General features: G+C 27.0%; 24 protein-coding genes and 1 riboswitch. Of the genes, 14 read left to right on the plus strand and 10 right to left on the minus strand.

Going from position 1 to position 24616, the window contains the following annotated elements; all coding sequences use genetic code 11:
- The first annotated feature begins 911 nt into the window (after positions 1 to 911).
- The 11 genes from rsxC to pdaA all read left to right on the plus strand — a co-directional run bounded on the left by rsxC (position 912) and on the right by pdaA (position 12455).
- Positions 912 to 2228, plus strand: a complete 1317-nt coding sequence (gene rsxC / locus CSGHG_RS13130) for an electron transport complex subunit RsxC (protein WP_010296105.1) — start codon at positions 912 to 914, stop codon at positions 2226 to 2228.
- Between the two features lie 15 nt (positions 2229 to 2243).
- Entirely contained in the window at positions 2244 to 3185 is a 942-nt protein-coding gene (locus CSGHG_RS13135) for an RnfABCDGE type electron transport complex subunit D (RefSeq protein ID WP_010296109.1), read from the plus strand.
- Positions 3186 to 3746, plus strand: coding sequence for an RnfABCDGE type electron transport complex subunit G (locus CSGHG_RS13140; protein WP_010296114.1), 561 nt, complete (start codon positions 3186 to 3188; stop codon positions 3744 to 3746).
- Positions 3747 to 3748: 2 nt separating this feature from the next.
- A complete protein-coding gene (gene rsxE / locus CSGHG_RS13145; protein ID WP_010296115.1) occupies positions 3749 to 4366 on the plus strand; it encodes an electron transport complex subunit RsxE in 618 nt (205 codons plus the stop codon).
- 19 nt (positions 4367 to 4385) lie between these two features.
- Positions 4386 to 4961 (plus strand): electron transport complex subunit RsxA, encoded by a 576-nt coding sequence (rsxA, locus tag CSGHG_RS13150; protein ID WP_010296117.1) that lies wholly within the window; start codon positions 4386 to 4388, stop codon positions 4959 to 4961.
- Between the two features lie 24 nt (positions 4962 to 4985).
- Entirely contained in the window at positions 4986 to 5834 is an 849-nt protein-coding gene (locus tag CSGHG_RS13155; RefSeq protein ID WP_026022348.1) for an RnfABCDGE type electron transport complex subunit B, read from the plus strand.
- A gap of 207 nt (positions 5835 to 6041) precedes the next feature.
- On the plus strand, positions 6042 to 6461 hold the full coding sequence (locus CSGHG_RS13160; protein WP_010296122.1) for a SoxR reducing system RseC family protein: 420 nt from the start codon (positions 6042 to 6044) through the stop codon (positions 6459 to 6461).
- Positions 6462 to 6634: 173 nt separating this feature from the next.
- On the plus strand, positions 6635 to 7303 hold the full coding sequence (deoC, locus tag CSGHG_RS13165; RefSeq protein ID WP_010296125.1) for a deoxyribose-phosphate aldolase: 669 nt from the start codon (positions 6635 to 6637) through the stop codon (positions 7301 to 7303).
- Positions 7304 to 8007: 704 nt separating this feature from the next.
- A complete protein-coding gene (locus CSGHG_RS13170; protein ID WP_010296128.1) occupies positions 8008 to 9510 on the plus strand; it encodes a Na+/H+ antiporter NhaC family protein in 1503 nt (500 codons plus the stop codon).
- A 367-nt stretch (positions 9511 to 9877) separates the two neighbouring features.
- Positions 9878 to 11365, plus strand: coding sequence for a Na+/H+ antiporter NhaC family protein (locus CSGHG_RS13175; RefSeq protein WP_010296131.1), 1488 nt, complete (start codon positions 9878 to 9880; stop codon positions 11363 to 11365).
- A 190-nt stretch (positions 11366 to 11555) separates the two neighbouring features.
- Positions 11556 to 12455, plus strand: a complete 900-nt coding sequence (gene pdaA, locus CSGHG_RS13180) for a delta-lactam-biosynthetic de-N-acetylase (RefSeq protein ID WP_010296132.1) — start codon at positions 11556 to 11558, stop codon at positions 12453 to 12455.
- A 49-nt stretch (positions 12456 to 12504) separates the two neighbouring features.
- Here pdaA and CSGHG_RS13185 read toward each other — a convergent pair whose 3' ends face one another.
- From CSGHG_RS13185 to CSGHG_RS13215, 7 genes are all read right to left on the minus strand, one after another.
- Positions 12505 to 12765: a DUF1292 domain-containing protein gene (locus CSGHG_RS13185; RefSeq protein ID WP_010296135.1), complete on the minus strand. Its 261-nt coding sequence runs from the start codon at positions 12763 to 12765 to the stop codon at positions 12505 to 12507.
- Positions 12766 to 12960: 195 nt separating this feature from the next.
- Complete coding sequence (locus tag CSGHG_RS13190; protein WP_010296136.1) at positions 12961 to 14304, minus strand: CCA tRNA nucleotidyltransferase; 1344 nt, start codon at positions 14302 to 14304, stop codon at positions 12961 to 12963.
- Between the two features lie 52 nt (positions 14305 to 14356).
- Positions 14357 to 15238, minus strand: a complete 882-nt coding sequence (locus tag CSGHG_RS20825; protein WP_010296137.1) for a polysaccharide deacetylase family protein — start codon at positions 15236 to 15238, stop codon at positions 14357 to 14359.
- Between the two features lie 153 nt (positions 15239 to 15391).
- A complete protein-coding gene (locus tag CSGHG_RS13200) occupies positions 15392 to 15847 on the minus strand; it encodes a DUF1499 domain-containing protein (RefSeq protein ID WP_010296138.1) in 456 nt (151 codons plus the stop codon).
- Between the two features lie 125 nt (positions 15848 to 15972).
- Positions 15973 to 16908 (minus strand): dipeptidase, encoded by a 936-nt coding sequence (locus CSGHG_RS13205; RefSeq protein ID WP_010296140.1) that lies wholly within the window; start codon positions 16906 to 16908, stop codon positions 15973 to 15975.
- Between the two features lie 128 nt (positions 16909 to 17036).
- Positions 17037 to 17732 (minus strand): ABC transporter ATP-binding protein, encoded by a 696-nt coding sequence (locus CSGHG_RS13210; protein WP_010296150.1) that lies wholly within the window; start codon positions 17730 to 17732, stop codon positions 17037 to 17039.
- Between the two features lie 14 nt (positions 17733 to 17746).
- Complete coding sequence (locus CSGHG_RS13215; protein WP_010296152.1) at positions 17747 to 20251, minus strand: ABC transporter permease; 2505 nt, start codon at positions 20249 to 20251, stop codon at positions 17747 to 17749.
- Positions 20252 to 20499: 248 nt separating this feature from the next.
- Here CSGHG_RS13215 and CSGHG_RS13220 point away from each other — a divergent pair, with 248 nt between their 5' ends.
- The 3 genes from CSGHG_RS13220 (at position 20500) to CSGHG_RS23305 (ending at position 22131) form a co-directional block, all read left to right on the plus strand.
- Positions 20500 to 20991, plus strand: a complete 492-nt coding sequence (locus tag CSGHG_RS13220) for a YajQ family cyclic di-GMP-binding protein (RefSeq protein ID WP_010296156.1) — start codon at positions 20500 to 20502, stop codon at positions 20989 to 20991.
- A gap of 559 nt (positions 20992 to 21550) precedes the next feature.
- Entirely contained in the window at positions 21551 to 21793 is a 243-nt protein-coding gene (locus tag CSGHG_RS13225) for an AbrB/MazE/SpoVT family DNA-binding domain-containing protein (RefSeq protein WP_010296157.1), read from the plus strand.
- Between the two features lie 191 nt (positions 21794 to 21984).
- Complete coding sequence (locus CSGHG_RS23305) at positions 21985 to 22131, plus strand: hypothetical protein (RefSeq protein ID WP_155844767.1); 147 nt, start codon at positions 21985 to 21987, stop codon at positions 22129 to 22131.
- A 48-nt stretch (positions 22132 to 22179) separates the two neighbouring features.
- On the opposite strand, the gene thiE is transcribed toward CSGHG_RS23305, so the two are convergent.
- Genes thiE through thiD form a run of 3 tightly spaced genes read right to left on the minus strand, consistent with a single transcriptional unit; the run spans position 22180 to position 24404 of the window.
- Positions 22180 to 22815, minus strand: a complete 636-nt coding sequence (gene thiE, locus CSGHG_RS13235; protein ID WP_010296160.1) for a thiamine phosphate synthase — start codon at positions 22813 to 22815, stop codon at positions 22180 to 22182.
- Positions 22808 to 23608 (minus strand): hydroxyethylthiazole kinase, encoded by an 801-nt coding sequence (thiM, locus tag CSGHG_RS13240; protein WP_010296162.1) that lies wholly within the window; start codon positions 23606 to 23608, stop codon positions 22808 to 22810. The genes thiE and thiM overlap by 8 nt, the downstream gene beginning before the upstream one ends.
- A gap of 10 nt (positions 23609 to 23618) precedes the next feature.
- Entirely contained in the window at positions 23619 to 24404 is a 786-nt protein-coding gene (gene thiD / locus CSGHG_RS13245) for a bifunctional hydroxymethylpyrimidine kinase/phosphomethylpyrimidine kinase (RefSeq protein ID WP_010296164.1), read from the minus strand.
- A 55-nt stretch (positions 24405 to 24459) separates the two neighbouring features.
- Positions 24460 to 24569, minus strand: a riboswitch (TPP riboswitch).
- Positions 24570 to 24616: the final 47 nt, after the last annotated feature.

A 24616-nucleotide genomic window follows, 5' to 3' on the forward strand; every position in this document is an offset into this window, starting at 1 on the left:
ATGTTAAATTTATTATTGTCTTAAACATAAATTTTTATCTTATGTAAAACATATTCTTTAATTTTCCTTTAAATTATTCATTTTAAATTTATAATACCTAAAAAATACTTAAATTTTATAAAATTATTTAAATAAAAACTTTTTAAACTTAATAGATAAATAAAATTTGAACTCAATTAACATAAATAATGTTAGAATTTTTACTTTTCATTCTACATAAATATTCATACAAATTTATTTTTTACATTAAAAAATAATTATTTTGACAAATTTTTATTTAATAATTAGATTTATTATTTAATGTTATTTAAAATTAATATAATTTTATTAATATTTTTTTAAAATTAAAGTATATTTTTTTAGAAAACATCCTACTTTTTTACCAAATAATATATATTTTTCTCTATGATTGTTAAATTTACTACATATTTTTTAAATATTAAAATATTTTTTAATTTTATATTAAAATAATTTTTAAAATTTTGATATAATATTATAGTTATAATTCAAATTAAAGACTTTTCGTATTTTTCGACATTTTTCATCTACTTTTTATAATATTAATATTTTTACCATATATTTCATAGTAATTTTATTGAAATATACAGACTTTTAAAGGATTTTAATATTACTTTTTTTCTACTTTACTATGTATTTTCCTTTTAAATTTAATAGATTTATTTTAATTGTATTAAATTTAAAGCTATTTTTTCTAAAAATTAATGTTTAATATTTCTTTTAAAATATTAAACATTAATTTTTATAATTTATATAAATTTGTTAAATTTTTAATATTAGGTTAAATATTTTACAAATCGCATAATTTGTCTTATAATTTTAATTGTATACATACATTTAATTTATAAATGTTAATTTTTTTAACTTTCAGAATACAAAAAGGAGGATTATTTATGGGACTTTTTAGTTTCAAAGGTGGTATTCATCCACCACATGGAAAAACTCTAAGTAAAGACAAAGCAATTGAACCTTTACTACCAAAAAAAGACTTAGTATTTCCAATGAGCCAACATATCGGTGCACCTTGTGAACCAATAGTAAAAAAAGGTGATAGGGTTCTAGTTGGTCAAAAAATTGGACAGGCTACAGGTTTTGTATCTGCTCCAATTCATTCAAGTGTATCAGGTACAGTTAAAAATGTTGTACCAATGCTTCACCCTAGCGGTAAAAAAATCATGTCAATCGTAATTGAAAATGATGGTCTATATGAGGAATGTGAATTTACTCCACATGAAGATTATAAATCACTTTCAAAAGATGAACTGCTAAAAATTATAAACGAAGGTGGGATTGTGGGACTTGGCGGAGCATGTTTCCCAACTCATGTAAAGCTTTCACCAAAGCAAGAAATAGACACAATTATTATAAATGGGGCTGAATGTGAACCTTATTTAACTTGTGACTATAGATTATTGCTTGAAAAGCATGCAGAAATTATAGAAGGCTTAGAGATTATTAAACATATGTTCCCTAAAGCTAATATTTATATTGGTATAGAAGATAACAAAAGTGATGCAATATCAATTCTTCAATCTGCACTTGAAGAATATAAAGGTATTGAAGTAAAAAGTTTAAAAACTAAATATCCACAAGGTGCTGAAAAGCAACTTATTTACGCCCTTACTAAAAGAGCTGTTCCAACTGGAAAACTTCCAGCTGATGTAGGATGTATAGTACAAAATTTAGCAACAATCTACGCTATACGTGATGTTGTTATAAAAGGAAAACCTTTAACAGATAGAATTGTTACTATTACTGGTGAAGCAGTTAAGGAACCCAAAAATTTACAAGTTAAATTTGGTACTTCATTAACTGAACTTGTAGATGCTTGTGGTGGATTCAAAGAAGATCCAGTTAAAGTTTTATCTGGTGGACCAATGATGGGAATGTCACTTATATCATTAGAAGTTCCTTCAATTAAAGGTACCTCTGGAGTATTAGCACTTTTAAAAGATCAAGCAGATCTTTCTGAAGAATCTAATTGTATAAGATGTGGTAGATGCGTAACAGCATGCCCTATGTGGCTTGTACCATCTAAATTAAATAGTTTAGTTTTAAGAGGAGAGTTTGAAGAGTTTGAAAAGAATAGCGGACTATCTTGTATAGAATGTGGTGCTTGTTCTTATATTTGTCCTGCTAAAAGACACTTAACTCAATCTTGTCGTGAAGGAAAACGAGTAATAATGAACAATAGAAAGAAAAGTAAATAATTGAGGTGAAAAAATATGTCTGAAAAGTTATTTACAGTATCATCATCTCCTCATATAAAGTCTAAAGACTCTGTAAACACTATAATGAGAGATGTTGTTATTGCTTTAATGCCTGCTCTAATTGCAGGAGTTATATATTTAGGAATTGGAGCACTTGTAGTTACAATTGCTTGTGTAGTTTCTTGCGTAGTTTTTGAATATTTATTTCAAAAAATAACAAAACGCCCTATTACTATAAAGGATTTAAGTGCAGTTGTTACAGGAATACTTTTAGCTTATAATCTTCCACCAACTGCCCCTATTTGGATTTGTGTTGTAGGAAGTGCTGTTTCTATCATAGTTGTTAAATGCTTCTTTGGAGGAATTGGACAAAATATAGTAAACCCTGCACTATTAGGTAGAGCTTTCTTATTATCTGCTTATCCTGGTCATATGACACAATGGACACTAAATGGAGTTTCCACAGCAACACCTCTTGCTATTGCTAAGTATGGTGGTGGCTCAATGCCTTCAATTGCAGATGCATTTTTAGGTAATGTAGGCGGTTGTATTGGTGAAATTTCTGCATTAGCACTACTTATAGGTTTTGCTTATTTATTATATAGAAAAGTTATTACTTTTCATATTCCTGTAGCTTATATAGGAACTACATTAATTCTTACATTAATATTAGGATTTATAGGTAGAGATAGTTTTACTGTTAACCAAGCAATTATTGAAATGTTCTCAGGTGGATTAATGATTGGTGCAATATTTATGGCTACAGATTACACTACATCTCCTATGACTAAAAAAGGACAAGTAATCTTTGGTATATGTTGTGGTATTTTAACTACAGTTATTCGTATATTTGGTGGATATGCTGAAGGTGTATCTTATTCAATATTAATCATGAACTTGTTTGTACCTATAATCGATAAATATGTTAAGCCACGTGCTTTTGGGGAGGTAAAATAAGTGAAAGAAAATTTTAAATTAGGTGGAATACTTCTTATAATTACAGCAATTGCTGGACTTATATTATCTGTTGCCCATTCAGTTACTATGGGACCTATTTTAGCTAAAGAAAAAGAAGAAAAGGTTGCAGCTATGAAGGTTATATTACCTGAAGCTGAAGATTTTACCACTGTAAAAGATGTTGAAATAACAGAAGAAATTCTTGGCGTTGAAGCTGGAACTAAAGATGGTAAAAATGTTGGATACTGTATAAACGTATCTAGCAAAGGATATGGCGGACCTATTAACATGATGATTGGTATATCTGAAGATGGAAAAATTGAAGGTGTACAAATTTTATCACTAAGCGAAACTCCAGGTCTTGGTAGTAAAGCTAAAGAACCTGAGTTTATAGATCAATTTAAAGATAAAGAAGCTACTGAACTATCTGTAGATAAAGAAAGTGGTTCTGATGATAAAATTTTAGCAATCTCTGGTGCTACTATAACATCTAAAGCTGTTACAGCTGGAGTTAATAATGCTGTTAAACTATTTAATGAAAATCTGAAAGGAGCGCAGTAATCATGAGTAAACTTACAGAAAGATTAAAAGCGGGTATAATTGTTGAAAACCCTGTTTTTATACAAGTTTTAGCTATGTGTCCTACCCTGGCTACTACAAGTAACGTAAAAAATGCCATTGGTATGGGCCTTGCAGCAACTGCAGTTCTTATAGGATCAAATGCAGTTATAGCACTACTTAGAAAATGTATTCCTGATAAAATCAGAATACCAGCATTTATAGTTATTATTGCTAGCTTTGTTACTTTGATTCAATTTTTAGTACAAGGATATTTACCTGATTTATATAAAGAGTTAGGATTATTCATACCGCTTATAGTTGTTAACTGTATAATTCTTGGAAGAGCTGAAGCTTATGCTTCTAAAAATACAGTTATTGATTCTATATTTGATGCTATTGGTATGGGTCTTGGATTTACTTTAGCATTAACTGTATTAGCTTCTGTAAGAGAAATATTAGGAGCTGGAACTTTTTATGGATTACAAGTTCTACCAAAAGCTTATGAACCAGCAGGAATTATGCTTCTTGCACCTGGTGCTTTCATAACTTTAGGAGTACTACTAGCCATATTAAATCAATACAAGATTTCTAGTGCTAAAAAATCTAAACTTTCAAAATAATATAAAGAGGTGAATAAATTTGGGACTTTTTGCAATATTTATAAGTGCGTTACTTGTTAATAACGTAATCTTATCAAAGTTCTTAGGAATATGTTCTTTCCTAGGAGTTTCTAAAAAAACTGAAACTGCTAAAGGTATGGGGCTTGCTGTTGTATTCGTTATGATACTTGCTTCAATAATTACTTATATAGTTAATAAGTGTATATTAATACCTCTTGATATTGGGTATTTATCTACACTAGCATTCGTATTAGTTATAGCTGCATTAGTTCAATTTGTTGAAATAGTTGTAAAGAAAACTAACCCTAGTCTTTATAAAGCATTAGGTATATTCTTACCACTTATAACAACTAACTGTGCTGTTTTAGGTATTGCTGTTTTAAACATGGACAATAACTATAACTTAATAGAATCTATTGTTAATTCTGCCGGTGCGGCACTTGGTTATATGCTTGCAATAGTTTTACTTGCAGGTCTTAGAGAAAGAATGGAAGAAAATACCGATATACCAGAAGCGTTCAAAGGATTGCCTCTTGCATTAATTACAGCAGGAATTATGGCTATAGCATTCTTTGGATTCAGTGGTCTTATATAAGGGGGCATTTTAATGGACATTGGAATTAAAGAAATATTATTTCCTGTATTAAGCCTTGGAGGTCTCGGTCTTTTATTTGGTTTATTACTTGGATATGCTAATGATAAATTTAAAGTTGAAGTAGATGATAGAATACCTAAAGTTCGTAACTGTCTACCTGGTGCTAACTGTGGTGCTTGTGGATTTGCTGGTTGTGATGCCTATGCAGAAGCAGTTGTTAATGATGGTGCTAAACCAAATCTTTGTAATCCTGGCGGTGCTACAGCTTCTGCTGGTATATCTGAGATTTTAGGTGTATCTGTTGAAACTTCTGATCCACAAGTTGCTTATGTTAAATGTAACGGAACTTGTGATAAAGCTAAAACAAAATCTATTTACTACGGTGTAAAAGATTGTAATATGGCTATGAACACTCCTGGTACAGGTAATAAATCTTGTGATTTTGGATGTTTAGGCTTAGGAAGTTGTGTTAAAGCTTGTAAATTTGATGCTTTAGAAATAGTAGATGGAATTGCTAAGGTTAATAAAGAAAACTGCGTGGCTTGTGGTGCTTGTGTTACTGCTTGTCCTAAAGGTGTAATTGCTCTTGTACCTAAAGAATCTAAAGTACGTATACAATGTAATTCTAATAACAAAGGAAAAGATGTTATGGATGCTTGTGCTGTAGGATGTATTGGTTGTGGCTTATGTGCTAAAAACTGTCCTAAAGAAGCAATTACTATGGTAAACAACTTACCTGTAATTGATTATTCTAAGTGTGTTAACTGTGGAATATGTGCTACTAAATGTCCAAAACATTGTATAGAAAATTTACGTAAACCAGCAAACACTAACAAAGTAGAACCTAAAGAAAGTGAAACTATTAAAGCTTAAAATTTTAGATAGTAAAACTTATAAAACCATTAGAGAAGATATATTCTTCTCTAATGGTTTTAATTTAAACAATATTTTTATGCCTATTTATAGTTTTCTATTTTTGTAAATAATCATTTTTTTAGAAATTAACTTGGAACCCTATAATCAACTGTATTTGTATTTTACATATATTTAATTTAATATTAAATTAAGGAGGCGAAAGTTATGGAACAAAACGGTGTCGTAAAAAGAATCAACGGCGATATTGCTGAAATTGCTTTTATAAAAAAATCTGGATGTGGAGGAAATTGTGGCAGTTGTAAATCACCTTGCCCTTCTGATACTATTATAATTCCTGTAGAAAACACATTAAATGCTAATATTGGAGATACAATAACTGTTTCAGTTAACAACAAAGCATTTTCTAGTATGACTTTTTGGGCTTATGTATTTCCAACAATAATGACTCTTATTGGTTTATTTGGAGGAGTTTTTACTTTCAAAGCATTAAATATATCGAACTATGAACTTTTTGGTGCTATAATTGGGTTAGTATTTTTAGTAGTTTCATTTTTACTTTCATCTAAATTAAATAAAAAATCTAAAGATGGCAGTTATGATTTTAAGATGATTAAGAAAAATTAATATCTTTTAAAATATACCTAATTGACATATTTTTCTTTACAGTATATAATATATTTTCAAATATACTGTATAAATAAAGTATATTTTTTGTTTTTTAATATAATATAAATATTTATGTAGTTAATATGTTATATTAATTATTATTAAATATATAATTTTTGGAGGTTACCAATATGAATATTGCATCAATGATCGATCACACTATATTAAAAGCTGATACTACATTAGATCAAGTAAAAAAAATATGTGATGAAGCAAAAGAATATAAATTTAAATCTGTATGTGTTAACTCTTGTTACACAAAATTTGTTTCAGAACAATTAAAAGATTCTGGAGTTCTAGTTTGTACTGTTGTTGGTTTTCCTCTAGGTGCTATGGATTCTAAAGCAAAGGCCTTTGAAACTGCAAGATCTATAGAACTTGGAGCTAATGAAATTGACATGGTTATAAATGTAGGAGCATTAAAAGATAAAAACTACGATTTAGTTCTAAATGATATTAAAGAAGTTGTTGAAACTGCTAAAGGAAAAGCACTTGTTAAAGTTATAATAGAAACTTGCCTTTTAACTGATGATGAAAAAGTAAAAGCTTGTGAGCTTTCTGTAGAAGCTGGTGCTGATTTTGTTAAAACTTCAACTGGTTTTAGTACCGGTGGTGCTAATGCTAAAGATTTACAACTTATGAGAAAAGTTGTAGGTCCAAATGTTGGAGTTAAAGCATCTGGTGGAGTTAGAACTAAAGCTGATGTATTAAACGCTATAGAAGCTGGTGCTAATAGAATTGGAGCTAGTGCTTCCGTTGCAATTGTAAATGATGATAAATCTGTAAAATCTGATTATTAATTTCTTAAATGGTATGTTATTTTATTGAAAGATAACATACCATTTTTATATTTAATAAATAGATTTTATATTAAATATAGGTAATTATATATACATTTAACAATGTGTAAAATAATTGTATGTCATTCATTTATTTTACACATTGTTAAAAGTAATTTAATTTTTTCGTAAAAATAACTTGTTAATTTGCTCTTTATTATTTATAATAAAAAAAGATTTTCCTAAATAACCATTATTTATGAATATTGTGTTAATAAAATGTTAATTTTATATTTTTCTTATCTTCATTTTGTTAATTTTTTTACATTTTCATTTAATTAAACCCTATTTTTTCTTATAAATATTTAATTAAATGGCTTATATTGTTAGATGCGGTATATATTTTATAACTTTTCAATTTAAATATATATAAAAAAATATGATATAATAGACATATAAGATTTAAAATTTAAATAAATTTAAAAATTAATTAGAATTTTCTTGAATATATACGTAGATTTTTTAATATATGTATATAAATTATTAATAAAGTATTAGAATTTTCTCAAAACATTGAATTGTTTATTTTTTCATTCTATAATTTACTTAAACATACAAAATTATTTCAAAAAACTTATAAATCTACTTTTTTTAATTTTTATTTATTATTTTATTTTTTAGTTACCATCATTATAAAGATGGTTAACGTAGAGGGGGAATTTATATTGACTTTTTTAATTGGACTTTTAAAACTTTCACCAGTTGGAGTTCTTGTAGGCTTAATGATGTCTGGAATGGATGTTTTAATCGCTGCACCACTTGCAACTTGTTGGGCAGCATTGATGGCATACTTGACAGAGAAAATTAAATTTAATGATCTTATTGATTGCGCTGTAGATAACGTAAAATCTATGCAACTTGTTTTCTTTATACTTATGTTTGCATATGCTATGGCAGCTGCATTTATGGCTACTGGTGTAGGTGCTGCTATAGTTAATGTTGCATTAAAATTAGGATTAACAGCTAGAACAGTTGCTGTTACAAGTTTTATAGTTACTTGTATTTTATCTGTTGCTACTGGAACGTCATGGGGTACTTTTGCCGCTTGTGCACCTATATTCTTATGGCTTTCTCATATAGTTGACGGAAATGTTTTATTAACAGTTGCTGCTACTGCAGGTGGTTCTTGCTTTGGTGACAATATTGGACTTATATCTGATTGTACCGTTGTTAGTTCAGGTATTCAAAAGGTAGAAGTTATAGACAGGCTTAAAAACCAAGGTGTTTGGTCTATTATATGTCTAGTTATAACTGCTATAATATTCTATTTCTTAAGTGCATATTTTGGACTTTCAAATGTTGCTTCTACCAATGCAGCTTCAGCTATAGATGCAATTCCTAAAGAAGTATGGGGTGTGTTGCAAGAACAACGTCCTGCTGCTGTAGATTTATTAAACCAAGTTAAATTAGGTGTTCCTATATACATGGTAATTCCTTTAATCCTTGTTATAGGTGCTGCTATAAAAGGTTTATCTACATTATCTTGTTTATTCTTAGGAATTATCTCTTCATTAATCTTAGGATTATTTGCAGGGACTACTTCTGTGCCTGAGTTTTTAGAGTTAGTAAAAGGTGGATTTTCCGAGGCAGGACAAACTGTAATTGTAATGATGATGTGGGTTGGTGCTTTTGGTGGTATAATGGCTAAAATGAAGGCCTTTGAACCTATTTCTAAGTTAGTTGTTTCTATTTCAAGAAATGTACGTCAGCTTATGTTTTGGAATGGTATACTTTCAATAGCTGGTAATATGCTTCTTGCAGATGAAATGGCGCAAATAGTTACTATTGGACCTATTATCAAAGATTTAGTTGAGGAAAATATTGAAGGTGATGAAGAAGCCATGTATCAATTACGTTTAAGAAATGCTACTTTTTCAAGTGCATTAGGCGTTTTTGGTTCTCAATTAATTGCATGGCATGTTTATTTAGGCTTTTATGTATCAATTGCCAATGCCGTATATCCATTATATAATTTCACACCAGTTGATTTTATAAAATATAATGTTATGGCATTTGTTGCAGTATTCTCATTATTGATTCTTACCGGTACTGGTCTCGATAGATTTATACCTTATTTCGGTATACCAAGAGAGCCACAGGTTAGACTTAAAAAGAAGTCTGCTTCTACAGATGACAATTATAACAATGAATTAGAAGCAACTTCATAATATATGTATGTAGAGCTAGCATTATGTAAATGCTAGCTTTTTTATTATTTTAATATATAACTTTTCTCTCTTATTTCATTATAAAATTACATACAAAAATTCACTTTCAACATAATTCTGCCCTATTAATTATAGGTTTATAACTTTATTAACAAATTGTTAGAATTTTCTAAAGATATTGAATTTTTTTTTGTATGGCCTTATAATCTACTTATAACCAAACCTTGTTTTAGCATTAAATGACTAGTTTATAAATATTCATATATATTTAACATAAAATATATGAAATATTTTAACTCTACTTTTAATTCTAAAACAAACATACGCTTTAACCAAACTTTGACGTTATAAAAAGGGGGAGTTTATATTGACTTTTAAAAAAATTATAATTGGTTTTTTAAAATTATCTCCAGTATTTCTTTTAGCTGGTTTGATGATGATGAAAATGAATGCCTTAATGGCAGCACCACTTTCAACTCTTTATGCAGCTATAATTGCCACAATAACAGAAAAAATTGAATTTAATGAACTTGTTGACTGTGCTGTAGATAATGTAAAATCAATGCAACTTGTTTTCTTTATTCTAATGTTTGCCTACGCTATGGCGTCTGCATTTATGTCTACTGGTGTTGGTGCATCAATAGTTAACTTAGCATTAGAACTTGGTCTTACTGCTAGAACTGTTGCTGTTACAGGATTTTTAGTTACTTCAATACTTTCAATTGCTACAGGTACTTCTTGGGGAACTTTTGCAGCCTGTGCTCCTATATTTTTATGGCTTTCTCATATTGTTGATGGCAACATACTTATAACAGTGGCAGCTATAGCTGGTGGTTCTTGTTTTGGTGATAATATTGGTCTTATATCTGATACTACTGTTGTTAGTTCAGGTATACAAAATGTTGAAGTTATTGATAGAATTAAGCATCAAGGGGTTTGGTCTTTAAGCTGTTTAGTTGTAACAGCAATCTTATTTTATATAATTTCATTAAAATTACCTACAACTGTATCTTCAGGAAGTGCTGCTATAGATGCAATTCCTAAGGAAGTTTGGGGTGTTTTAGAAGCACAAAAACCAGAAGCTGTAGATTTACTAAACCAAGTTAAATCTGGAGTTCCATATTATATGATAATACCATTAATTCTTGTTATAGCAGCAGCTGTTAAAGGTATTCCAACACTTGCTTGTTTATCTATAGGTATTATATCCTCTTTAATATTAGGAACATTTGCTGGAACTACAAATTTAACAGACTTCTTAGCTTTAGTTCAAGGTGGATTTTCTGAAGCTGGTAGTTGGGTTATTGTAATGATGATGTGGGTTGGTGCTTTTGGTGGTATAATGGCTAAAATGAAAGCCTTTGAACCTTTATCAAGGCTTGTAGTTTTATTTTCAAGAAACGTACGCCAACTTATGTTCTGGAATGGTGTTCTTTCAATAGCTGGTAATGCACTTCTTGCAGATGAAATGGCACAAATAGTTACTATTGGACCTATTATTAAAGAATTAGTTGAAGAAAATGTTGAAGGTGATGATGAAGCTATGTACAAGCTTCGTTTAAGAAATGCAACTTTTTCTGATGCATTAGGAGTTTTTGGATCTCAACTACTGCCATGGCATGTATATTTAACTTTTTATGCCGGCATAGCATCTGCTGTATATCCTCTTCGTCAATTTGCAGCAACTGATTTTATAAAATATAACATTATGGCCTTTGTTGCAGTAATCTCTATACTTTTACTTACTCTTACTGGCCTTGATAGATTTATACCATTATTTAAATTACCACGTGAACCTGAAGTTAAACTAAAAAAAAAATCATTGAATGATAATAATTCAATTTCAATAAATTAAAATTTTAATATAATATTTTTTAAAAGGTACTTGAAATTAAAAGTTCAAGTACCTTTTTATATAAAAAAACAAACTATACTATACTATACTATACTTTCTACTTGTAAAAACTTAATATTTTCTCATTGTAATAAAATTCTTTAAATCTGTATAAACTAATATTATATTGTGTAGAAAGGAGAGTACTCAAATGAAAAAAATTAGTAAATTACTGCCACTTACCCTTTCAGTTGCAGTTATTGGTTCTTGTGCTTTTTCATATTTTTCATACTTTAAACAATACTTACCTGAGAATAATGAAAAATATGAAATGGTAATGCAAACAATAAAAGCAGAAAAGGATAAAAATAATAAACCACTTGAGAAAAAAGAAAAAACAGCTAAAAAGATGGATACTAATGTAGATAACACCTGTATTGACTGGTGGTTTGTTCCCAATGGAAATCATGAAGCTCCACGTCTGAATGATAAATTATCTTTTAAATTCGAAGATTATGATGCACACTGTCTTGGAGATACTTCTAAAAAAGTTTTATATTTAACCTTTGATGAAGGTTATGAAAATGGTTATACTGATAAAATTCTTGATACTTTAAAAGAAAATGATGTAAAAGCAATCTTTTTTGTTACCTTACCTTATATCAGAGATAATCAAGATATCATAAAAAGAATGGTAGATGAAGGTCATATTGTTGGAAACCACTCTAACCATCACCCTTCTATGCCTGAAGTAGCCACTGATGAAAGTAAATTCAATAAAGAGTTTACTGATGTAGAAGAATTATTTACTGAAATTACAGGAACTGAAATGCCTAAATTTTTTAGACCACCGATGGGCAAATATTCACAACGTAGTTTAGCTATGACTAAAAATTTAGGTTATAAAACTGTATTTTGGAGTTTTGCTTATCATGATTGGGATATTAATAATCAACCTGAACCTGAAAAAGCAAAGAAAAAAATTTTAGATGGTTTACATAATGGTTCTATAATGCTTATACATGCTGTCTCTAAAACAAATAATGAAATTTTAGGAGACGTTATAAAAGAAGCAAAACAACAAGGTTATACTTTTGAACTTTTAGAATAAAAAAAAGATGCCTAAAAATGTTTACTCATTTTCCTAGGCATCTTTTTTATTATTCATTCATTTCTTCATCGAATAATCTATCATATTCAGCTACTACAGCTTCAAATTCTTTTTCATCTTCAACTTCAGTAAGCTCGTATTTCTCGCCTTCCATATTTACAATTTTATATATGTAAGCATCATCTGAGTTGTCTAGTGGCGCTAATAATAAATATGTATTGCCATTTAATTCTATTCTATCTACCTCTTCTAATTCAACAACTTCTTTTGTCTCTGGGTCTATGAATTTCATTCTCTTTTTTAATTCCATTTTTATTTCTCCTTTATGTATACATAATTTGACTATAAGACAATTTCAATAAAATAATAGATTAAATCACTTATAAATTCTATAACTTTCTATTACTTTTTCATGCCTAACTTCCTTTTTAAATCATAGTAACAATTATATACTATTAGTATTTATTTAACAACGAATTTATTACAATTATGTTAAATCATTTATCTACTTATTATTTTTTATATAAATTAATATTTCATTAATTAATATCTTTCTTTCATTTAATGAAGGGTCCTTTAAAACCTTTTCTAAAAGATTATTTAAAATATTTCCTATTTCTTTTCCTGGCTTTATACCACATTGTATAATATCGTCTCCTGTTATCTGTAAATCCTTAACATTAAGAGGTTCATTTGCTGTTATAATTTTATTACACATACTTTTCATATTTAAGATGTCATCATATCCTCTATAATCTTTATGCGATGCTAACCTATCTGCTATCATTAGTGAAAAAATTAAATTCAGATTTTCTTGTCCAACTTCATTTATATATTTCTTAATTTTATATTTATTATTTCCTTTTATAACTCTCATGTGATTTTTCACTAAATTTATTACTGTTTTCTTAATTTTATTATCAAATTTTAATCTTTCTAATATACTTTTACAAATTTTCGCTCCTTCAGCCTCATGAAAATAAAAATGTCCACCTTTTTCATCTAAAGTAAATGTCTTAGGCTTACCTATATCATGAAGTAATGCTGCTAATCTCAAAGAAATATTATTTTCCACATTATCTAACACTTCCATAGTGTGATAATAAATGTCTTTATCATGATATTTACTTTGTTGATTAAATCCTACAAGATATATTATCTCTGGGATAATATATTCCATTAGTTTTAAGTTAACTAATTCATTTATCCCTTTAGACGGTATATCACTTATTAAAATTTTCTTTAATTCTTCTGTAATTCTTTCTACACTTATATTTTTTATTAATGAGCTTCTACTCAATATAGCATCCTTAGTTTCATCTTCTATTTTAAAATTTAACTGGGTGCTAAATCTAATTGCTCTTAGCATTCTAAGTCCATCTTCATTAAAACGATCATTTGCATTACCAATAGCTCTTATTATACCTTTATTCAAATCTTCTCTACCATGAAAAAAATCCATTAATCCGACATAATTATTATAAGCCATTGCATTTATAGTGAAATCTCTTCTTTTTAAGTCTTCTTTCAAATTTTCTGTAAAAAAAACCTTACTAGGTCTTCTATTATCTAAATAATCTCCTTCAATTCTATAAGTTGTAATTTCATAATTAATATTATTTAAAACTAAGGTAATTGTTCCATGTTGAATACCAGTTTCTATAACTTTTAATTTTAAGCTCTGAAAAATTTCTTTCACTTTATTAGGTTTAGCATTAGTAGTTATATCATAATCATTAGGCTTTTTCCCTAAAATATCATCTCTAACACAACCACCTACAACAAAAGCCTCATATCCTTTTTTGTATAAAGTGTCTATTATAAATTCCACATCTTTAGGTAAAAACAAAAAAATCCCCCCCTACTAATCAATAAATATATATTTTATTACTGATTATTTACTAGTATTTTGCTCTTAAAAATTGTATTACATATTCATCACAATTTAAAGCTCTAAACTCATACCCTTCATTTTTAAGGGTTTCTATTATATAGGACAATGCGTATACTGTTGTTTTTTTTGTAGGTGCATCATGCATTAATATTATTGGAGAATCAAATTTTCTTGCTCCCTCTAAAGTCCTTTTAATTATGTAATCTACACCCATTGTAGTTCCATTAGCATCACCAGAATCAACATTCCAATCAAAATATGTTATATTTTTATCTATTAAACATTTACTAAGATCTATCATTATATCATTATGATATCTATTACTAACCGTATTATTGCTTCCGCCTGGGAACCTAGCTATTTCCATATCATAATTACATTTTTCTTTAATAAAACATTGCATTTTATCAAAATCCTGAGAAAAATTTTCAACAGAGTTATAAATATATTTATAATCATGGCTATAAGTATGATTACCTATAGCATGACCTCTTCTTATTATATCATTATATGTGTTTATAGAAAGTTCGTCTTCATGACCAACAACAAAAAATGTAGCTTTAGCATCATATTTATCTAATATATCTAATATTTTAGATGTATTATCACTTGGGCCATCATCAAAAGTCAGATATACAATTTTTTCATCTTTTTCATTGCATATGTAATATGAAACAGCTCTGTCCTCATCTTTTGCTTTTACAGCTTGTATAATTTCTTTGCTATTTTTAGGTTTATATATATCTTTATTATATTTATATAAATCATTATTAAAAACTTTAGTTGTTTTTAACCTTTTCTCATCTAAATTTTTATAATTTATTATTCCAAATAAGGTTACTACAAATGCTATCGCAATAATTAAAATGTTATAATATTTTCTTCTCATATAATCCCTTCTTCTCAATTTTTATTTTATCTATTAAATATTCTTTTTTAGTTTACCTAATTTATATTAATTTATTCTTTTCATATATGCTTAATAATATAAAAAGCTATCTAAGAATAAATTTACTTGTATTCTTAAATAACTTTCTATATATTATACTAAATGAAAATAATAATCCCTTATCTTTAAATATCTGTTTTTATTTGTTCTAAAATCATAATATGGAACTCTAGAGCAAGATCTATAATGAATACATTGTAATTTTTCATCAAAATAAAACTCTATATCATCATGATATCTTAATAATGGTGTTGTTGATACTGCATAAATGTAGTCATATTCAACCCTTAATACCAATATCCCTCCTATACAGTTTAATACCTTTACTATTTTTTCTTTTGACTCTTCTAAATCCCCTTTAAAAGGCAAAGTTTCAACCCTTTTATTATGGTAAATCGTTTCTGTTGACACTGCACTTGGCCTATTAGGTATCTCATGTAATCTTCCCTTAACTATACCTAAGTTTTTAGGTTTTACTATATTTCTACTTATTATTGTTGATACTGATGCTATACCTAATCCTAATAAAATTAAATTTCTTTTTTTCAATTAATATCACACCTTTAATAAAAAAATATATATATCTATTAATGTGCTCATTTATTTAAAAATTATAAAAAATAACTGAATATAGATAAAAATATATTTTTATCTATACTCAGTTATTTATAATATTATTTTAAAGTTTCTTTTAAAACATTTTTTACATTTTTAAAAAATATTTTTTCAATATCACTTTCTTTTAATCCTTCTTTTTTAAGGGCATATGCTAAATTATTCATTTCACTTGTATTTTTTATTTCAACTTCATTTTCTATACCATCAAAATCAGAACCAAGTGCTACTATACCTATTCCTCCTACATTTACTATATGTTTTATATGATTTATCATTTGAGATATTTTAGCTTCTTCACTTTCCCCTAAAAAAACACTGCAAAAATTTATTCCCATAACTCCACCTTTTAAAGCAAGTTTTTTTATCATATCATCAGTTAAATTTCTTGGATGATTAGTAATAGTTCTTGCATTAGAATGTGACGCTATAAATGGTTTTTTACATATATCTACTAAATCATAAAACCCTTTATCTGACAAATGAGAGCAGTCTGGTATAATACCAAAGTGTTCCATAGCCTCAACAACTTCTTTTCCTTTATCTGTTAATCCATTATCCTTATATACAAATTCAAAATTAGGATATCCTAAGGAGTTTTTATAGTTCCATGTAAGAGTTATAAGTCTTATTCCTAACTTATAAACCTCTTCTACCATATCAATATTGTCTTTTAAAACTTCCCCCTCTTCTATAGTCAAGAAAGCCCCTACCTTATTTTCTAAATTACACTTTTCTAATTCCTTAAGGTTAGTAACTATCTGGATTTTATCTTTATTTTTGCTTACTTCATATATAAAATTATCATACTGATTTTTAAATTCTAAAAATGGATCTTTTTTATTATCTAATTCCACAAAAAAAGCAAAAAACTGAGCTAACCCGCCACCTTTTATTAATTTTTCTATACTTACTTTACATTCACTTTCTCTTAAATCTAAACCTTCATATAACATTCTACTTGCTGTATCACAATGTAAATCAATATATGCCATATAATCCATCCCCTTCTTTTAAACTAATTTTAATTATAAGGTTTCAACTTACCCTTTTTAAACTTATATACTCTAAATTTGAGCTTGTATCTATATAATTTTACCACTTATTTCTAAAAACTGTATAGCTAAAGATTAAATATCTTTTCACAACTTAAAATTTTTCCATCCTTTAAATTAACTAAATTATTACCATAATTAGCTGATTCCCTAGAATGTGTTACATTTACAATTGTTACATTTTTCTCTTTATTTATTTTTTTAAAAAGTTTCATAATTTCATTACCAGTTTTAGAGTCTAAATTTCCTATTGGTTCATCTGCAAGTATTAACTCAGGATTATTTATAAGAGCTCTTGCTATAGCTATCCTTTGCTGTTGACCACCAGAAAGTTCTCTTGGCAGTGCTTTTCTTTTACTTGGCATTTCAATTATATTTAATATATCTTTCAATTCTTTTTCATATTTTTTAGGCTTACCACCATCTAATAGTATGGGAAGTAATATATTATCTTCTACTGATAAGTTTTGAACTAAATTATAAAATTGAAAAACAAATCCCAATTCCCTTCTTCTTACTTTACTTATACTCTTATCCTTAAGTTTTGAAATTTCTCTATTATTTATGTATATTTCACCAGATGTTGGAGCATCAAGTCCTCCTAACAAGTATAACAATGTACTTTTGCCACAGCCTGATGGACCCATAATAGACAAAAATTCACCTTTTTCAACTTTCAAATTTATATTGTTTAATATTTTTATATCTTCACTACCAACTTTAAAATTTTTATGTAAATTCTTAATTTCTATTATTGTTTCCATTTTATGTACACCTTCTATTCATATTTTATTTCCTCAACTATTGATAATTTGGATGATTTTATTATAGGAACTATTGATGCCACCATTATTAATATTGCACCTAATGCACCAAGTAAAACTACTAGCTTAATAGAAATTTCCACTTTTAAATAGGCATCAAGTGAATAAGTTATATCTTCTATAAAGTTAGATATAAAAATTCCTTCCAACGCTCCTAAGGTTCCACCGATTATTCCAATGGTCACACCTTCAATAAGTAAAAGATACCCTCTTTGAAATCTACTCATACCTACTGATGATAATACAGCAAGTTCTTTTTTCCTATACATAAAACTAACCATAAGATTATTCATAATACCAAGACTACCTATTAATAGTGACATAAGTGAAAAACTTTCTAATGAATTCATAAGCCCTTCATTTTCTTGTAAATCTACTTTTAGTTCTTCTTCTTTACTACTTATAGTTAAATTATAACTTTCCAAATCTTCCTTAAACATATTACTTGTAACATCATAAGTATTATTATTTTTTATTAGTGCATTATTTTCATAACCTTCGCTAATATTTTCTTTTAATAATTCTTTATCTGTTAAAGCTATTCCTAAATTATTTATATAGTCTCCTTTTATAAAACCTATTACATTATAAGTTATTTCTTTATCCTCTATTTTTAATTGAATTTTATCATCAATTTTTATATTCTTCTTCTTAGCTAGAATATTATTTATTATTATGTTGTTTCCTGACTGTAATTTTTTTAAAATTTCATCTTGTAAGCCGCCTTTATTATCATAGATTTCCACATTGGAATAAAAATCTAAAAATTTTTCTTCCTCAATTCCTTCTAGCCTTTTTATTTCTAAATCTCTATCTTTAACATCTACACCACTTAAGATAATCTCTTCCATATAATTATCTACATAATCTAAATTATAAATATCATCCTTTGCATATTTTAATTTATTTCCTTGTATTTTAAAATCATAATTCATGTCTTCATACTGATTTATAATTAAACCACTTACACTGTTAGATGCAACATATATTGCAATAACAGCAGATAACGTACTCATAAGTAATATAACATTATTTATAAGCGCTTTAGAACTTGTTATATTGTCTAAAGCTATAGCGCCTAAATTACCTAAAAACATTCTAAATACTTCTTTAAATAAATAAGAAAATATCTTCATAAAATATGGGCATATTAATGCTGCACCTATAAAAATTAGAAATGGACATAAAATTGATATTAAAAATATCCCTGTAAATTTATATTTGCATAAATATATTGTAGGTATAATTAAAAATATTAGTGCCAATAGTAAATTTCCTAATTTAAATGTTTTATTCTCACTAAAAGTACCAAGTATAATTTCTTTAACTGATATTTTAGATGCATTTATTATAGGTATAATTGAACTTATAAAAGAAATACTTATAGCTAATAAAAAACTATATATATAATTTATATTATTTATTTTAACTATAGTTTCTACCCCATAGCTTTTTAAAACATTAGTGGAATCACATAAATAATTCAAAATTGGTATTCCTAGTATTAGACCTATACCACCTCCTAATACTCCATAAATAAGACTTTCAATTATTAAAATTGTATTAGTTGAAACCTTAGTAGCTCCTATACTTCTAAATGTTCCTATCACTGCCATTCTTTCAATTATTATCACTTTATAGGCAGAATATATTATAAACCCTGCCATTATTAATACAATTATTAACATAAGGTAAAATGGCAATGTAAATTGTTTCACACGATTTTGTAAATCTTGTTTATTAATTGTTTCTTTAATATCATAATTAGATAAATTATTTTTATATTGACTTTTATATTCTTCAATATTTTCCTTATCATCAACATTAACAAGTACAGATGTTATTAATTTTTCTCTAGATAATAACTCCGAGAGTCCCTTATTATCTATAATTACATTCATTTCACCTGCACTCTCTAAAAAAAGACCTTTATTTAGAGCAATGTTTTTCACCTTTACATTTATGTCTTTTCCTTCAACTTTTAAATTTATATTATCTCCAATACTTAAATTTAACTTTTCACTAATATTATTAGAGATTATAACCTCATTATCTTTTAAACTTAGACCTTCATCACTATTACCAATTAATTTTATAGAATTTATTCTATTTAAATCTTCAATTTCACACCCTTTAATATTTAATTTGAAAATGTTATTATCACTTTTATAAATCCCTTCACCATCAAAAATATAGGCTGCTTTATTATCTTTTAGTTCATTTTCAATTTCTGTCCTATCTAAGAATGTAATTTTATTTTTATCATTACTATAAATAATTAAATCTGCATCCCCAACTTTTGCTTTCATTTTTTCAAGTATCATTTCATTGTACGAATTAGATACCCCTATAGATGCAAAAGTCATAGCAGTAGCCACTGCAATAGAAAATACAATTAAAACAAACCTTAATTTCTTTTCAAATATATTTTTCATCATAAATTTGAATAAAATATGCATTGTTTTTCTCCTTATTGTTATATTTTTCATTAATTTTATCATATTAAAGTATCAAAAATCAAAATTGTGTATATTTTTTTAATTTTTATTTAAAATAATTATTGTTTTTTTAAATTTTTATAAAATTTTTTAAATAATTTCATTTACTATTGTTTAAAAAACTATTAAATTATTGTTTTATATTTCCCTTAGTGTATAATTATATAGAATGTGTTAAATTTAGACTTTAAATTTAGGAGGTTTTTAAAATGGCAAGTAATTATTCATTTGACGTTGTGTCAGAAGTTAATATGCAAGAGGTAGATAATGCTATAAATCAAGCATTAAAAGAAATATCTCAAAGATATGATTTTAAAGGGAGTAAAACAGCTATAGAACTTGGTAAAGATGAAATTAAAATAGTTTCTGATGATGAATATAAGTTAAATGCTGTAATAGATATCTTAAAAGGCAAATTTATAAAAAGAGGTGTTTCACCAAAAGCTTTAGAGCTTGGTAAAATAGAAAATGGTTCTTTAGGTGCTGCTAAGGCTAGTGCTAAAATAATTAATGGAATTTCAAAAGAAAAGGCAAAAGAATTAGTATCCGAAATCAAATCTAGTAAAATTAAAGTTCAAACTCAAATACTAGATAATCAATTAAGGGTAACTGGAAAAGACAAAGATGATCTTCAACAAACTATACAACTATTAAAATCAAAAGATTTTGATATAGACCTTCAATTTACAAATTATAGATAATAATACTTTAAAAAACTTAATTTTACATAAAATTAAGTTTTTTATTTTTTAATATAAATTTTAAAACTCACTTTTTTACCTGTATATTGATAATCTTAAATATTATTAAAATAATTATCTACTAAAAGTTAACCTAGCCCTTACAATCTCTCTATATAAACCTATGGCAAAACTTATAAACAAGTTAAGTTTTTATATCTTTTCATATCAATATTTTATGTTATTTTTTATTTTTTGACAAAATGTCATTAAACTGTAACTTTGTTTATATATATTTTTCCTAAGAACTTAAGTGCCATTTAATAATTTTTTACATATACTATTATTCTAAGAGATTATTAAAATAACTATAGATATTTGAAAAATTTTTTAATTTAATTATACATTATGTATATTTTTAGATTAATTGGATAATTTAATAATATGTTTTAAGTTATAAAATTTTTCTATATTTTTCATATAAATACTAACACTTAATCATGTTAGTTTTGATAATATATAATATAAACATTTTTTATAAGGTGTTTATAAATTTATAAAAGCAATTAGGAGGATAAAAATGAAGTCAACAGGTATAGTTAGAAGAGTAGATGAATTAGGTAGAATAGTAATACCTATAGAACTAAGAAGAACTTTAGATATTGAGATTAAAGACGCATTAGAAATTTATGTAGATGGTGATCAAATTATTCTAAAGAAATATGAACCAGCATGTATTTTCTGTGGAAACGCTAGAGACGTTACAAATTATAAAGGAAAAAATATATGCGAAGACTGTCTTAAAGATCTTGGCTCAAAATAGATATAATATTTAATATATACTAATTAACATTTAAATTATCTTTTAGAATATTTTTTCTTTATTGTTATGAAAAGTAACCCTTTATATATTTTTTTCATAATATACAATATAGCTAACAATTTAAATATTAGCTTAAGTATTAACAGCAAAAATATGTTAATTATTTAAAATTAACAATCGGGGGTTATAAAATGGATGAACTTTGTTTATTAGTATTATTATTATTATTCTGGCCAATTATAGGTCCTTGTGGCATAATCATACTACTTCTTTTATGCGGGGACTTTGATGATGATTGTTGTGGTTGCAATAACTGTTGGGATTGCGACTGGTGTTAATAGAAAATGTATTGGGAAAGGGTTTTTAAATCCTTTCCCTTTAATTTTTTACTTTAAATATTTATTACATTCATTTAAAAGAATATTAGCTGCTTTTTTAACATCTTCATTTGCCAATATAGATGATACAACTGCTATACCATCAATTCCTATATTTAATACTTCAGAAGAGTTTTCAAAATTTATGCCCCCTATAGCTACTATTGGAATTGATACATTATCAACTATTTCTTTTAAATTATTTAAATTTACACTAATAGCATCTTTCTTTACATTTGTAGGATACATAGCACCTATCCCTAAATAATCAGCACCATCTTTAACCGCCTTTATAGCTTCCTCCTTGTTTGATGCAGATACTCCAAGTATCATATCATTCCCGATTATCTTTCTTACAGACTTAGCATCTATATCATTTTGACCTATATGAACACCTTGTGCATTTATTGCTAAAGCTATATCAACTCTATCATTTACTATAAGTGGTATTGAATATTTATCTGTAACAGATTTAACCTCTAATGCATATTTTAAAAAATCTTTTCCACTACAATTTTTTTCTCTAATTTGAACTAAAGTCACTCCACCTAAAATAGCGTCTTCAACTGCTTGTTTTAAATCTCTACCTTTTAAAACATCTCTATCTGTAACTAAATATAATTTATAATCTATATTTCTATTCAAAAACAACATCCCCTAACTCTAAATCATTTTTATTTAATAAATATATATTATCTATAATTTTTACTTTTAAAGTACCAGTTCCCTCATTATTTTTTAAACTTTTTACTGCTTTTTCACCACATATCCCCATAGATAATGTTCCTAGGAATCCAGCAGTGAAACTATCCTTTGTAACCCCTAAGTAAGCTCCAATTAAAGATGCTGTCATACATCCAGTACCTGTTACTTTACTCATAAGTTTATGTCCATTTTTTATAGTATATATATTATCTTTATAACAAACTAAATCTTCTTTTCCTGTAATTACAATTGTACATCCTAATTTTTTTGAAAGTTTACATCCAATATATTTTCCATCCTTCATATCTTCATTAGAATCTACACCTTTTACTTTTGCACTATCACCTATTAATGTTTTAATTTCTCCCATATTTCCCTTTATAACAGAAAACTTAACCATTTCTATAAGCTTTTTAACAAACTTCACTCTTTCTTTTGTAGCACCTACACCTACTGGATCTAAAACTATTGGTACCTTTAATTTATTTGCTATTTTTCCAGCTTTAATAGCTATATTCATCATAGAATTATCCATAGTCCCTATATTTAAAACTAATGCTGAGGAAAACTTCAAAATATCTTCTAGTTCCTCCTCGTTAAAACTCATAAGTGGTGATCCACCTATCGCTAATGTTATATTAGCGCAATCATTTATTGTAACCATATTAGTTATATGATACACTAGTGGGTTTTTTTCTCTTAATTCTTCTAAATAATTATATATTGAATTCATAATATCTCCTCTATTTATAAAATTTATAAAAATGATTTACTGGACCACTTCCATGTCCAACATCAAAACTTTTCTTTATCGCTTCTGTTATGTACTCTTTTGCATACTTTACTGCCTCTTCAACATCATAACCATTAGCTAAATTACTTGCTATTGCAGAAGAAAGAGTACATCCTGTTCCATGTGTATTTTTACTATCTATTCTTTCTTTTTCTAAAACTATTGTAGAGTCTTTACTCATAAGTAAATCAGTAGCTTTTCCTTTTAGATGACCACCTTTTACAAGTACGTATTCTGGTCCCATATCTAATATTTTTAAAGCAGCCTGTTCCATTTCCTTTAAATTATCTATTTTCATATCGCATATAACTTCTGCTTCTCTTAAATTAGGCGTTACTATTTTTGCAATTGGAAAAAGTTCTTCTATAAGTGCTCTTTTAGATTCCATTTTTAAAAGATCATAACCAGTTGTAGAAACCATAACCGGATCAACTACTATATTCTTTGCATTATAAAATCTTAACTTTTCTCCTATTTTTCTTATAATTTTTTCATTAGAAACCATTCCTATCTTAGTAGCAGATACTTCTATATCATCAAATATAGCTTCAATCTGAGATTCTACAATGTCTGCTGGTATATCATGTATAGCTTTCACACCTAATGTATTTTGGGCTGTAACTGCTGTTATAACACTCATACCAAAAGTTCTATTAGCAGAAAAAGCTTTTAAGTCTGCTTGTATCCCTGCACCTCCACCACTATCTGATCCTGCTATTGTAAGTACTTTTTTCATTTTAAACACTCCTTTTAAAAAAATAATGCTCTTTACCTAACACTGGTAAAGAGCATATAAATATCTACTTTAGGTATCCTACGCTGGCATTATCCAGATCAGGTTATAGGTCGAAGTGGCAACAACTTCCTCTCAGCCAATGCATTAGCTCCCTTTAAAATATTCTTATTTTTTGAAATCTTTCTCATATATAACTATAATAAATATTTTCC

Origin of the sequence: Clostridium senegalense JC122 (assembly GCF_000285575.1) — a bacterium.
GTDB classification, from domain to species: domain Bacteria; phylum Bacillota; class Clostridia; order Clostridiales; family Clostridiaceae; genus Clostridium_J; species Clostridium_J senegalense.